The sequence below is a fragment of the Brevundimonas bullata genome (genome assembly GCF_014207965.1).
Classification (GTDB): domain Bacteria; phylum Pseudomonadota; class Alphaproteobacteria; order Caulobacterales; family Caulobacteraceae; genus Brevundimonas; species Brevundimonas bullata_A.
This window is the reverse complement of record NZ_JACHLM010000004.1, coordinates 14,090-26,471: the sequence shown is the minus strand read 5'-3', so window position 1 is coordinate 26,471 and position 12,382 is coordinate 14,090. Positions and strand designations below refer to the sequence as shown.

The 12,382-nt window shown below is 66.7% G+C and carries 11 protein-coding genes; 6 read left to right on the top strand and 5 right to left on the bottom strand.

Annotated features, from left to right (window positions below):
- The first annotated feature begins 24 nt into the window (after nucleotides 1-24).
- The 6 genes from HNP51_RS12150 to HNP51_RS12125 all read left to right on the top strand — a co-directional run bounded on the left by HNP51_RS12150 (nucleotide 25) and on the right by HNP51_RS12125 (nucleotide 6,678).
- Nucleotides 25-2,241 (top strand): ParB N-terminal domain-containing protein, encoded by a 2,217-nt coding sequence (locus tag HNP51_RS12150; RefSeq protein ID WP_184270726.1) that lies wholly within the window; start codon nucleotides 25-27, stop codon nucleotides 2,239-2,241.
- Between the two features lie 121 nt (nucleotides 2,242-2,362).
- Nucleotides 2,363-2,773: a hypothetical protein gene (locus HNP51_RS12145; RefSeq protein WP_260398480.1), complete on the top strand. Its 411-nt coding sequence runs from the start codon at nucleotides 2,363-2,365 to the stop codon at nucleotides 2,771-2,773.
- A 30-nt stretch (nucleotides 2,774-2,803) separates the two neighbouring features.
- The gene (locus HNP51_RS12140) at nucleotides 2,804-3,223 is read left to right on the top strand and encodes a single-stranded DNA-binding protein (RefSeq protein WP_184270723.1); all 420 of its coding nucleotides are present in this window, start codon (nucleotides 2,804-2,806) and stop codon (nucleotides 3,221-3,223) included.
- Between the two features lie 133 nt (nucleotides 3,224-3,356).
- On the top strand, nucleotides 3,357-3,860 hold the full coding sequence (locus HNP51_RS12135; protein ID WP_184270720.1) for a GcrA family cell cycle regulator: 504 nt from the start codon (nucleotides 3,357-3,359) through the stop codon (nucleotides 3,858-3,860).
- Between the two features lie 304 nt (nucleotides 3,861-4,164).
- The gene (locus tag HNP51_RS12130) at nucleotides 4,165-5,112 is read left to right on the top strand and encodes a DUF2493 domain-containing protein (protein WP_184270717.1); all 948 of its coding nucleotides are present in this window, start codon (nucleotides 4,165-4,167) and stop codon (nucleotides 5,110-5,112) included.
- 330 nt (nucleotides 5,113-5,442) lie between these two features.
- A complete protein-coding gene (locus HNP51_RS12125) occupies nucleotides 5,443-6,678 on the top strand; it encodes a DUF3363 domain-containing protein (protein WP_184270714.1) in 1,236 nt (411 codons plus the stop codon).
- 203 nt (nucleotides 6,679-6,881) lie between these two features.
- Here the strand turns inward: HNP51_RS12125 and HNP51_RS12120 are convergent, their stop codons facing one another.
- The 5 genes from HNP51_RS12120 to HNP51_RS12100 form a co-directional block, all read right to left on the bottom strand.
- Entirely contained in the window at nucleotides 6,882-7,520 is a 639-nt protein-coding gene (locus HNP51_RS12120) for a hypothetical protein (protein ID WP_184270711.1), read from the bottom strand.
- Nucleotides 7,495-8,676, bottom strand: a complete 1,182-nt coding sequence (locus HNP51_RS12115; protein WP_184270708.1) for an XRE family transcriptional regulator — start codon at nucleotides 8,674-8,676, stop codon at nucleotides 7,495-7,497. The genes HNP51_RS12120 and HNP51_RS12115 overlap by 26 nt, the downstream gene beginning before the upstream one ends.
- Entirely contained in the window at nucleotides 8,673-10,055 is a 1,383-nt protein-coding gene (locus tag HNP51_RS12110; protein ID WP_184270705.1) for a 7-cyano-7-deazaguanine synthase, read from the bottom strand. Before HNP51_RS12110 ends, HNP51_RS12115 begins: the two co-directional genes overlap by 4 nt.
- A complete protein-coding gene (locus HNP51_RS12105; protein WP_184270702.1) occupies nucleotides 10,052-10,531 on the bottom strand; it encodes a hypothetical protein in 480 nt (159 codons plus the stop codon). The genes HNP51_RS12110 and HNP51_RS12105 overlap by 4 nt, the downstream gene beginning before the upstream one ends.
- Before the next feature lie 375 nt (nucleotides 10,532-10,906).
- Nucleotides 10,907-12,376 (bottom strand): hypothetical protein, encoded by a 1,470-nt coding sequence (locus tag HNP51_RS12100; protein ID WP_184270699.1) that lies wholly within the window; start codon nucleotides 12,374-12,376, stop codon nucleotides 10,907-10,909.
- Between the last annotated feature and the right edge of the window lie 6 nt (nucleotides 12,377-12,382).

Genomic DNA, 12,382 nt, shown 5'->3' with positions numbered 1-12,382 from the left:
CCGCCGACCGGCGGGAGAAGACCCATGACCCGCACAGCTCATAGCCGCAGCCGCAAGACCAGGTCCGCTGCTCCAGGCGCTTCGCTGACGGCCTCGGCCCAGGCCCCGATCTCGGCCCCGACGCGCAACCAGAAGACCGTCCGCCTCGGCGACCTCGACATCGCCCCCGAGAACCTTCGTCACGGCGAGGCGCCCGACGACGACATCCCGCAACTGGCGGACACCATCGCCGCCGCCGGCCTCCTGCAGTACCCAACCGTCCGGCCGGGCCGAGGCGATGAAGCCGCCTATATGGTGCTGGACGGACGCCGCCGGCTGCTGGCCCTGCGGTTGCTGCGCGACGGGGCCTTTATCGACGACGATCATCCGGTCGAGGTCTTCGTCGAAACCGATCGGGCCCGTCAGGCCGCGGCGGTCGTCCTGACCAATACGGCCGTGCCCGTCCATGTCGCCGACGTTATCGCCGCCATCGGCCGGATGCTGAAGGAGCGTCTCGGCGTGAAGGTCATCGCCCGGGCGCTTGGGCATGGCGAGATCGAGATCCGCCGTCTGGCCGCCCTGTCGAAACTGCCCGCCACAGCCCTGGAGGCGCTCAAGGCCGGCAGGATCACCCTGCGCCAGGCGCGGCTGCTCGCCCGCCTGAAGGACAAGGCGCAGCAGATTGAGCTCGCCCAGGCCGTTCTTGACGGCCACGGCCTGCAGGAGTGGCGCATCCAGGAGCAACTGGGCGAGGGCCGCATCACCGATCGCGATCCCCGCTGTGGCCTGGTGACGCCGGCGCTCTATGCGGCGGAAGGCGGCCGGACCGAGGCCGACCTGTTCGGGGAGCTGCCGCCGGTCCTCATGGATCCCGCGGCCCTGACGCGCGCCTGGCTCAAGCGGGCTGCGGAGGCGGCGGCGCTCTTCGAGGCGGAGGGGCTGACCGTCCATCTGAGCCCGGGCGACGACGGGCCGGACCTGCCGGATGACCTGGAGCAGCTCTACTACGCCTACGGCGGCCTGTCCGATGAAGCTACCACGGCCTATCGCGAGGCCCGTGATCGGGCCCAGGCGGCGGCCGTGGCCGTTGAAGCGGTCGAGCCCGCGACCCCAGAAGATGAGGCCGACGAGCGTCGGGCGGCCTATGTGCGGGCGCGCATCGCCCAGGATCAGGCCGGCGCCGGACAGCAGCTGGCTACGGTCCTGGTGCTCCGTCCCTCGCTGCGGACCGGCGTCGAGATCGAATGCTACGGACCGGCGGAGACGGCGGATGAACCGGCGGGGTCTGCCGAGGACGCGGCTGATGAGACCGAGACCGAGACCGCGACCGCGACGGAAGGCCGGGGCCGGCGAGCCGTTCGGGCCGCCTATGCGCCGCCCCAGGCCGAGGCCCCGACGGCCGAGGTCGACGGGGTCAGCCATGTCCTGCATGCGACCCGCACGGATATGGCGACGCGGGGCCTGATCCGCGCCCTGGCCGAGACGCCCGAAGTCGCTTTGACCGCCCTGGTCGCGCGCCTGTTCGGGGCTCTGGCGGTCTGGCCGCCGGTCGGACGCTCCGAGGCGGCCCTGGCGATCACCGCCTCGGCCTTCAGCCCGTCGGGCGGGCGCGTCGTCGAGGGCCTCGACGGCGTGGTGCGCGAACGCCTCGACGAACGCCGCCGCGCCTGGGAGGCGTCGGGCCAAACACTCATCGCCTGGGTCCACGCCCTGGACCCGGTCGAGCGCATGGGCCTCCTGGCGGAACTGACCGCTCTCAGCCTGGACCTGCGTGAGGAGCGGACCAGCCTGGTGCGCCTGACGCCGAGGGCCGATGCCGCCGAGCTCGCCGACCTCTGCGATGCGGACGTGGCGCGCTGGTGGACGCCAGACGCGGCCTATCTGCGCCCGCATTCCCGCGAGCAGCTCCTGACCATGCTCGAACGCATGGGGGCCGAGACCGAGGCGCCGGCCCGCTTGAAGAAGGGCGACCTCGTCGCCTGGACCGAGGACCAGGCGAAGGCGCGAAGCTGGGCGCCGGCCTGCCTGTCGTGGGGCCTGGCTCCGGAGGAGGACGGTGACGCCCTCGACGCGGACGCGCCCGACGCGGATGCGGACGAAACCCCTGACGACGGCGAAGTCGAGACTGACGATCCGGAGACTGGCGGCGAGGTGACCGACAGCGAGACGACATGGGGCGTCGGCGTCTTTGTGGTGACGCCGGCCGGGGAGGCGGCCCTGGTTGACGGTGCTCAGGGCGAGGCGGCGACCGACGCGGCCTGACCGGAAAGCCGGTTTCGTCGGGTCGCGCCCGGCGGAACCGGTCCGGAGGGAGGAAGGGACCAGGAGGGCGAGGCGGAACGGGGAGAGGGTCTTCCCGGCCTCTGATCACAAGGAGACTGTCATGCAGACCATGGTGTTCACCGGCCGGTTGGCGGCCGATCCCCAGATCAGCCCGGACTTCGCCAAGGCGGTGTTCCGGCTGCTCGAGAAACGCGGCGTGGACGCCGGCGGCAAGGACCGCATCGTCGGCGTCAACTGCGTCAGCTGGGCCAGGGGGCTCAATGAGAAGGTCATCGCCCGAGGCCTCGCCAAGGGTTGCGAGGCCCTGGTCGTGGGGGCCTTCGCCGACACCGCCTATACGGCCCGTGACGGGACCGAGCGCGCCGCCAAGGAGCTGGTGGTGAACCGGCTGACGGTTCTCGACTGGGCGAGCGACAGGGCGGCCGAACCCGGGGCGGAAGATTCGGCGGACGTCGCCGATGAAGCCGTCGAGGCGGCCCGCCCTCGCAAGGGCCGCCGCGCGGCGGCCTGACCCTCACCCTCATTTCAAGGAGACTGAACCATGCAGACCCTCGTCATCGAAGGCTATCTGGCCGCCGACCCGTCCATCCTCTCGGCTCAGGGCTCGGGCCGCAAACGCGCGAGCTTTCGCGTGCTGGAGACCACCCGCTATCGGCGCGCCGACGGCGAACAGGGCGAGCGGACGACCGGATTCAACTGCGTCTGCTTCAACGAGACGACGGCGGAGAACTACATCGCCCCCTATGCCCGCAAGGGCAGCCGGGTCATCCTCCAGGGCCATGTCGAGAACGACAGCTGGACCGGCAAGGACGGGGTCGAACACTACGACCTGCGGGTGGTGGTGGAGGACATGCGGTTGAAGAACCGGCGCGACGCCCCCTCGAACCGTGAGCTGGCCGCCGGCGACGCCGGCCCGGATGCGGCGAGCGGCTATGATCTGAACGACGACATCCCCTTCTGATCGCAGCCGCATCGCAATGCGGACGGCATGGCCCGGCGCTGATGCGTCGGGCCATTGTCGTGTCGGACGCGAAAAGAGGGAGGAAGGGCGGCCGGGGGCGAGCCGATCGGGCTCGCTGACCCTGAGCATCCCCATGACCGTCTCCATCTGGACCGAGGATCGTATTCTCCGCCTGACCGCCCTGTGGCTGGAAGGCCGGACCGCCGCCGCCATTGCGTCTGATCTCGGCCGCGGCGTCTCGCGCTGCGCCGTCCTCGGCAAGGTCTATCGCCTGGGTCTGGTCCGCGGACCGGAGGCCCGGCGCGCGCGCCCTGCGGCGCCGCCCCGGACGAAGTCGCCTCGGGAGACGATCATCGCCGCGCGACCTGCCGCACGGTTGTCTGGATCGCTGACGGGCAGGTCGACGATCGGGCCTTCAGCGGCCTTGCTGGCTGCGCCGCGCGCGCCGACGGCGACCATCCTGTCCGTGAGGGCCGGCCAGTGCCGCTGGCCCTATGGCTGTTCCGGCGAAGCAGGCTTCGGTCTTTGCGGGCGTCCAGTGGCTCGCGGCGCCTTTTGCGCGGCCCATGCCGCCGCGGGCTACCAGAAGCGGCCCTGTACGGCCGAGAGCCTGCTGAGAATGGTCGGCGTCGATTGAGACTCGTGCTGCGTCCAGGACGACGGCCGCGGGCCGTCGTCTGGGCCCAGGGCGACCGCATGGCCGCCGTGGCTATCGGCGCGTCGGCGCCGAATAGGGTCCTCGTCCGAAGCGGGACGAGGACATGCCCCCACACAACGACTTCCCATCCTGACACGTCACCCCGGCCGTCAACGGCTTCGCCGTTCCCCTCTACGGCCCTCGAGAGGAGGACCGCTGCGGTGACTGCCGGGGGCCCCGACGTGGCCAGGAATGGGGTCGTTGCGCATGGGGCGCTGCGACATTTCAGAACTGGAATGATGCAATGCATAGCTCGAACCCCGCCTTCATCACGGCCTTTGCGCCGAAGTCAGATACCGCCTTCGATGACCTGGCTGCGGCGCTGGGCGATCAGCGGCCGCAGGCCTCGGAAGAAGCCTTGGTCCAGCTCGGGCGAGCGCTCATGACCGAACTGCTGGACGTGATCGCCGACACGGCGCTGGAGGACTTCCAGACCCTGCTTGGCGAAGCCCTGATCGGCGCCTTTCATTCGGCGGCGGGACGGATCGAACGGGACGCCGACCGGGCGCGCGACGTGATGCGCCGGCTCGACCGCGACTTCGACGGATCGGAAGCCTCCGACGTCGAACTGCAGGAGGCGACGGCTCGGGCTCGGGCCGGAGATGCGGCCACTCAGGCGGCGGAGAGGATCAGGGATGCGGCCTCCGCCGCCTGGACGGTTTCCACGGGCGAGGTCTGGACCGCCTGGCGGGGCAGTCGCCGGGGAAGCTTCCTGACGGCGGCCCAGCTGGAAGCCAAGCAGGCTATCCGGGCGGTTCGGGATCGACGGGCGGAGGACGCGCGACATGCGGGACCGGTGGTGGCCTTCCGGGGCGCGCCGTCGGCGGATGCGGCGGAGGACGCGGCGCGCATCTTCGACGCCCTGAACTGGGCTTTGGCGGAGTGGCCGGACATGGCGCTCGCGACGACCGGGGCGAAGGGCGCGGAGAAGCTGGCCATCCGATGGGCCCAGCAGAAGGGGGTGACGCTCATCCTGGCACGGGCGGATTTCGACGCCCATGGCAAGGCGGCGCCTTTCAGGGCCAATGACGATCTGATTGCGCTCGAGCCGACCTGCTGCCTGACGCTGGCGAGATCGCTCGACGCGGCAAGCGCGGCGGACGGTCGTCCGTTCGGACCGGCGCTCAACCTTGGACAGAAGGCGATGGAGCAGGGCGTCCGGCATCTGGCGGTGAGGTCGCGCCCGCACTGAGAGACATTGACGACATAGCGTTAGACCTGACCCGCTCGGCTTCGGCCGGGCGGGTTATTTGATGTCATCCGGAGGGCGCTGGCGGGCGGCGAGCGCTGCACGGCGGTGGGACGGCGCGTGTTTGACGAGGTGTGTCCGGGTGTGTCGGGTGATGAAAAGGAGGTCTGGAAATCTGTGAAATGGGGCTTAGGGCAAGATAAAAGGCGGTGTTGGCGTCTTCGCCTTTTCGCTATCCTTTCGGAGGGTTAGCCGACGAAGGTCGGGCTGTTGATGACTTGCGGAGAGTTGTCGGGCTCGAGCTGGATCGGCGGCCTTTTCGGGAGGTGCGTCATGCTTATCCGCGAGGCGATCGAAGACCGGCTGGCGGCGGGCGCGGCGCACGGCGTCGACGGCGTCCAGGTCCGTCTTCCCCTGTCCCTGAAGACCGATCGCGTTCCGGTTCGCACAGGCATGTTTCAGAGGCTGGCGGCGTCGCGGCAGTTCGCCCTGGGGGATCGTTCAGGTGTGCTCAGGGCGGCCCAGGGACGGTCGGGCAGGGCCTTTCGCATGGATGTCCGCCAGCGGGTGATCGTGAAGGCCCTGGTGTCGAGACACGTCGGAAAGGCGGCGACGCGAGCGGGGGCGCTGGCGGCGCATGTCGCCTATCTCGGCCGGTCGGGTGCGGGCGCCGAGGGGGCGCGACCGGACTTCTTCGGCCGGATGGACGACGGGGTGGAGGCGGCGCTCGAGACCAGGGGGTGGAGCGGGGACCGCCATCATTTCCGCTTCATCATCTCGCCGGAGCACGGCGACCGGATCGCCGATCTGAGGGGGTATGTGCGGGAGGTGATGGCGCGGGTGTCGGCGGATCTGGGTGAACCGGATCTGCGTTGGGTCGCGACCTGCCACTACGACACCGACCAGCCGCACGCCCATGTCCTGGTGAGGGGGCGGCGTGCGGACGGTCGGGACCTGGTCATTCCCCGCGACTACATGGGCTACGGCTTCCGGGCGCGGGCGCAGGAGGTCGCGCAGGAACGGCTGGGGGACCTTTCGCGCGTCGAGGCCGAACGGCGGGTCTGGAAGGAGACCCAGGCGGACCGGTTCACTGGGCTGGATAGACGGCTGCTGGCGGCGGCGGATGCGGGCGGCATGGTCGATGACGGGACGGGAGGGACCGGCGCCTGGGCGGCGCTGAGCCGGGGGCGGCTCCGGCACCTGGAGGGGCTGGGGCTCGCCGTACGGACGGGTCGTCGATACCGGCTCGAGCCTGAGATGGAGATAGAGCTGCGAACGCTTCAGGTGCGGCGGGACATCATCAGGACGATGAATCAGCGTCGGCTGGAGGGGGCGCGGGAGGTGCGGCTGCTTGGGCGGGACAAGGTGGCCGGCGTGGTGGTGAAGACGGGGTTTCACGATGAGGTGGGGGCGGCGCCCTGGGTGGTGGTGCGCGATGCTCAGGGCGTGGAGCACTATGGGCGGCTGAAGGTGGGCGGGCAGGCGTTGGCGGTTGGGGATGCGGTGGCGTTGGCGCCTGTGGGGCAGGGGATGGCGGTGGTGATGAAGGGGCGGAGTCTGGAGCGCTGAGGGGATTGTATGGAAAAGCCGATCACGGTCGCCGCTGAATCAAGCCGGACTCCAGCGAAGTTCGGTTCCGGGTCGTGACGCTACAACATGTCCTGCGAACGCTTCGTCCGATCTCGGGCGTAACAGGCACCGTAGCCACCAAAGGCCGAGCGGAGTTTGCCGACCCCAAAATTTCTGTGCGATCTGACTCGGAAGGTTCAGCACTAGAAAAATTGAATGTCTGCCGCGTCAATCGGGATCGTTCGAAGGTGTGCCGGCAGGCTGTTGCAAACGCGCGCACGCTCAGGACCCAAGACTTCAACTACCCTGGCTTGCCAATGGGTTGGCACCCGCATCCGCGCGTCTCGCAACGCCAAGAATAACGCGTCCGCTAAAGGGCCGATGCGCGTCTCTTCGTCAGGCAAGGTGGCGAAGAGCACTTCCGTGGTGGATCGGAGATCAAGAGCTGGGAACCGTTGCTTGGCGATAGCTGTCGCCTTTCGCTCATCGATGAGAGCGATTCCCTTCAGGCGAACCGCCACTGCCAAGGTCGCTGCTTCGCCGTCATCGAGGGTTTCAGCCGTGGCTCCTGCGACGAGGCTGAGGAACAAATCCTCGTCGTCTGGGGTCATGGTCGCAACACCGATCTGGCCAGACTGAATGAGTGGCTCAATGTGCGCCAACACGTCGTGGCCGTTGGAGCTTCCGCGCTGAAGTTCGCGCAACGCCACGTCGACGATCGCGACCGGCGCGCCCAGCGCGGCGAGAATTTCAGCGCACCGACCCGTCGCGGCGAGGTTAATCCACACGCTCGCATCCGCGACTTGCCAAGATACCTCAGCGCCGGATTCGGGGAAGTCCATCGGCTGCCTCCTCATCCGACTGATAGGAGTCGATTAGTTCCCGCGCATGAACGCGATCAATCTTGAGCAGGCTGGCGACCTGGCCTTCTGAGAGCAGGTCGCGCTTCCAAGCCTCCGCCGCCAGCAGCTGGAGCCGCAGTGACACCGACCGCTCCGCGTCTTCGCCGCGCGGATCAAACGTAGGGTTCTCGCCCAGCACCTGTCGCGCCTGCTCGTTCGTGATGCCGCCGGTGCGGTCAAACCAGTCCCAAGTCCCGTTCGCCACGAGTTCCAATTCCTCCAGACGTCGCACCAGCGCCTCTCTCGACACGCCAAAGGCATGAGCGAGCACGATCACATGACGGCGGGTAAGGTTCGATGCACCTGCCGTGGTGTCTCGGAACATCGACTTGACGGTTCGTGAGGGCGTCAGAAATGCGCGGGCGAAGGCATTGGCGTAGCGTTCCTCGCGCGATTGCTCGGGCGAGCCTTCGTATAGGCTATCCGGCGCCCGACGGGTGGCAATGTAGTGGCCGAGTTCGTGAGCGGCAGTCTGGGCCCTCCGTTCTCTCGGGTGAGCCGCGTTCAGCAATATGCAGGGACCTGCGCTGTCATCGTAGGCGTAGAGTCCGGATATTTTGGCATCGAGCCGGCGCACGAAAATGCGCACGCCGAGTTGTAGCTCCAGGATCGAGACCACATCGTGTACCGGCGCGTCTCCAATGCCGAGCCACTGGCGTAGTTCAAAGGCATCCTCCTCAGCCTGCGCTAGGACATTGCCGGGCAGGATAGGGCGTTCAGAGGGTTCGGATCGGCTTCGAACCACTCCGAGGAGATCTTCGAGTTCGACCTCGGCCTTGACCAGATCCGTAAGTAGAGCCGAAGCGGCCTCGACCGCCGAGCCACCGTCCTGGGTCCGGCGGAACCGGGGGCGCAAGTCGACTTTTGCGGATTCTCGCCGGAGGAGAGCGTTGACCGTCGTTCCGTACAGTCCCGCGAGCGTCTGCAGTTCCTCCAGGCGCGGCCGACGACCGCCCTGTTCGATTGCTACCAAGGTCGTCCTGACCGCCCCGATCCCTTCGGCCGCTTGGGCTTGAGTGATCTTCGCCGCGTCCCGCGCAAGTCGAAGACGTTCGCCTAAAGCAATCAGGTCAATGGTTGGAGTCGAGTCCATCATGCGGCCACGCTGGCGGCATAGCGCGCAACGAAGGATTGATCACCTTGGGCGGCCACGAACCGTCGCCATTCTTCCGCATGGCGAGTCAGCAGCTCCTGGGTCTGTACACGAACCGCGCCTTCATCATCGCCAAGCGCATCGGCAGTCAGCCGAACGACGCGACGGAAAGCGAGCGTCTGCGCCGATGGTGAAGCCAGTGAAGCCAGATGATCCATGTGCAGCACGCCCGCTATCCCATACTCTCTCAAAGCGTGCGTATGTCCTTGGAATGCGCTGGCGGCGCCAGCGTCGAAGTCGGCAACGGTGAGATTTTCCCACACATACCTGTCGGCGGGTTCGTCGATCTCCGCCGTGAACATGCTTAAGCGGCGCAGCATGCAGGCCGCGCAGATTCCGCATTGGCGACGTGCGCCCTCCACGGACGCTTGCTGCGAACTCTGCCAGCAGCTCCGCGTCCGCGTAACGAAGTCGGGCGGCGTTGACAGGGCTTTCGCAGCGGCGAGAGTTTCACCCTTGGTGTGCCAGAGGCGGGGGTAGTCGTAGCGAATCTCGTGTCCCGTCAGCGCCAGAAAAAGACGCTCCATTTTGCGGCTGAACGCGGGATGGACCCGGTAATCGGGATAGGCGTGACCGGATCGGACCAACACGGGCCCCAAGGCGCCCTGACCGCTTTCCGTGACGATGATCCGTTGGACATCGGACATCGCCGCCGCGATGGCGGTCACGACCGCGAACTTGAAGCCCCGCGATCGGGCCGATGACTCCGGGCTGTTCGGTACGGAAATCTTGTACGGCACGCGAGCGAAGGGCTTGCGGTCCTTATCCAACGCTTGCCGATCTACCCCGCCAGAGCCCAAGCGGACCCGCACCAACTCACTGTTGGTCGCATGGGCCGTCAGCGCGTGGACTGCGAGTGAATCCAGGCCCTCGCTGTAGGGCATGATCAATGCCCGATAAGGAGGCAACGGCAGTTGAGCGCTTACGGGATCCGGCTCGGCCTCCCGCCGCGCCTCGAAACGGAACCGCCAGACGTCACCGGTGAGAAACGACAGAGTCTCCTCCAGAAGCGCCGTGATTTCCGGCGCCGCCCAGAGTTTGGGATCGTGAACCGAGACGCGGACGTCAAAAGAACGCGACCAACCCCAGCCCGGACGCCGTTGTATCCGATCGCAAAACTCAACCGCAGCTGCGACGACTAACAGGTCGAAGAGGCGACGATCGAAGCGTGCGAAAAAGAACGAGGTGAGCCCGCGAGTATCGAGGCGAAGGCTTTCGCCCAGCACGGCAGGCGTTGCGCCTGCACGGAACGGCACCCCGACTTCGATCGCATCGACCAAAAGCGCCGTTTCAGAGGCGCGATAGGAGGTGGTCCCCGTCATGCGAACGCAGGTCCATCATCCAGCCCGGATCGGTCCACGGCTTTTGGAAGCGCGCGGTTCATGGCGCCGGTCACCAGTCCGGTCGCGACATCTCGCACACGGTCGCCCGCCTTCTTGAGGGCTTCGCTCACGCGCTGCTCAACATGGGCGGCTCTCGCTTGTGGCGATTTACGCAAGTAGTGCTCCACGACCGAACGGGTCGCCGCCTGTCCCCGCTCTTCGAGGACGGCCTCGGCGCCGGCCTGGAAGGCCTCTGATTGTTTCTTGCCGTCACGCAGCGCATCGCCGACGGCTTCAACCAGATCGATTTCCATGACCGAAGCGGCTTGCGAACGCAGCGCCGCGACCTGCTGAGGCGCGTCGTCGATCAGTTGTGGCTGTTCGGGCATCAGGATCCGGCGAAGGCTTTTGAGCAGCCCCTCGCCGATCTCTCCTTTAGCATCCGCCGCCAAAGCGGCCGGAATTTTCTCGACCACTTCCTCCAAGGCGTGAGCACGACCGTCTGCGATCTCGCAGACTTTCTTCCAAGCTCGCCTCAGAGGCAGGCTACGATGAGGACCATCACTCATTATTTGCCTCCATGTCAGGAGACTGATCTTGCGCCCTGACATTGTCAAGCAAAATACCGATGATTTCTGACATTCGGTCTGTTGCAGGCTTTTTGAGTCAAGCCGGACGGCCGATCAAACGGCGGTAATGCTGGTTGCGCCCTCCTTCCTGCTGCAACGATCGACGTTGACCTCAGGATCGTTCCAGCGGTGACGCGACTTGTGGCAGCACTCTCAGCGACGGTGTGGTCATTGTAGTCGACCAGGCTGGCGGTCATCCCGATCTGGGTCGCCGCAAGGCTGTCAACGATAACGATGTAGTGCGAGCCAGGCGTTGAGGTGTCGCAGCCAAACCGTGTCCGCCCCACCAACGGCGGCGAACGTCCTTATCGTATCCAGGTGGGCGATCAGAAACTCAAAGGCTCCGTCGCAGACCGCGGTGACCAAACCCTGTGCCTGCTGACCGATCATGCTCGCTGCGACGCCGTCGCCCACGATGGTCATGGAGACGGCAGTGATGGCGAAGCCCGCGACCCAGCCTGTGCGGGCCAGCAGTCGTTCCATGATGGTTTTCGCCGCCTGGTTTGACCGATCCGGGTGTGCGCCGCGACCGACGTTCGCTGCTGCTTCCTCGGCGACGGCTAAGGCGCCGGGGCCAAAAACCTCCGGGGTCGCGCGGATGGCCTCGGCTATGGCGACCACAGCCCGGGTGAGCGCAACCTGTTCGTCAGTCGTACGGCGATAGCGCGCAGCGGCCTCGACCAGCGCCGCCCCCTCTTCTGACGACACGATGAGCGCACCGTGCAGTTCGCGCAGCGTATGGAGACGGCTGGGGACGGGGCCGGGCAGGGGAGGACGGTCTCCCTCAACGAGCTCCTTGCCGACCTGATTGGCGGTATTGTCGAGGAAGACACCCCGTGTGTAGAGCAGCGGCGTGGAGACGGGGCCTTCCTCCAGCGCCAGCTGGTACTTTCGAAGCGCATGCAGCAAGTCCTGATGGGCATTGGTGCCCGCCAGGTCGCTGATGATATCGGCCGTGTGTTCACGCAGCGCCGACAGAAGCTCTCCTTCGGGGAAGGCTTCGCCGCTCCAGCCGGTCAGGTCGATGCGCCCGTCCGCGGCGGAGGCGAAAATTGGGCCGGGAACATCGTCCGGAACCTGGTCCATAATTTTTCGGAAGGCTTCGGCGGCGCGTAGGCTGCCGGGCAGGACGCCGGCTGCTTCGAGCGGCGTCTCGCGGTCGTCGTCCTGGCCTCTGACCGGCGCCCATTCCGTCAATCCATCGGATTCGATCTCTTGGATGGCGAGATCGATGAGGGTTTCGTCTTCGTCGGGAAAGCGCTTCTCTAGCTCGTCGCGCGCGTCATACGGACCGCCGTGAATGTAGAGGAAGCCGCCCTCGCGACCATTGTACGGCGTTGATTGCGAGGGATCCTCGAACCGGGCGTGAAACCAGCTGACCATCGACTGGATGCGGGCTTCCTGATCGGCGAACTCACTGTCCACCAGCTCGAACTTGAAGTTCTGCAGCATCTTGTGGGGGCCGATCGTCTTGTCCGTATGGTCCAGCATGCCGACCGGGTATTCGTAAGCCCACCAGGCAAGATCGCCGAGATCGGGATGAGCGATCTCCGCGCTGTAGGTGATCTGATCACCCATACCCCGCTCTTCGCCTCCGACCTGGTTCCAGTCGAGTTCATCGGCCTCGATCGCGAAGACTTCGTCGGTCTCCGCGTGCCTGATATGGGCAACCCCTTGTGTTCTGATCGACATGCCGCA

What these genes read in the sequence shown, in the direction of transcription:
- HNP51_RS12135 (WP_184270720.1), top strand. Translation starts at nt 3,357, where the DNA reads ATGACCGTCTCCATCTGGACCGAGGATCGTATTCTCCGCCTGACCGCC.
- HNP51_RS12150 (WP_184270726.1), top strand. Translation starts at nt 25, where the DNA reads ATGACCCGCACAGCTCATAGCCGCAGCCGCAAGACCAGGTCCGCTGCT.
- HNP51_RS12140 (WP_184270723.1), top strand. Translation starts at nt 2,804, where the DNA reads ATGCAGACCCTCGTCATCGAAGGCTATCTGGCCGCCGACCCGTCCATC.
- HNP51_RS12125 (WP_184270714.1), top strand. Translation starts at nt 5,443, where the DNA reads ATGCTTATCCGCGAGGCGATCGAAGACCGGCTGGCGGCGGGCGCGGCG.
- HNP51_RS12110 (WP_184270705.1), bottom strand. Translation starts at nt 10,055, where the DNA reads ATGACGGGGACCACCTCCTATCGCGCCTCTGAAACGGCGCTTTTGGTC.
- HNP51_RS12100 (WP_184270699.1), bottom strand. Translation starts at nt 12,376, where the DNA reads ATGTCGATCAGAACACAAGGGGTTGCCCATATCAGGCACGCGGAGACC.
- HNP51_RS12115 (WP_184270708.1), bottom strand. Translation starts at nt 8,676, where the DNA reads ATGATGGACTCGACTCCAACCATTGACCTGATTGCTTTAGGCGAACGT.
- HNP51_RS12120 (WP_184270711.1), bottom strand. Translation starts at nt 7,520, where the DNA reads ATGGACTTCCCCGAATCCGGCGCTGAGGTATCTTGGCAAGTCGCGGAT.
- HNP51_RS12130 (WP_184270717.1), top strand. Translation starts at nt 4,165, where the DNA reads ATGCATAGCTCGAACCCCGCCTTCATCACGGCCTTTGCGCCGAAGTCA.
- HNP51_RS12145 (WP_260398480.1), top strand. Translation starts at nt 2,363, where the DNA reads ATGCAGACCATGGTGTTCACCGGCCGGTTGGCGGCCGATCCCCAGATC.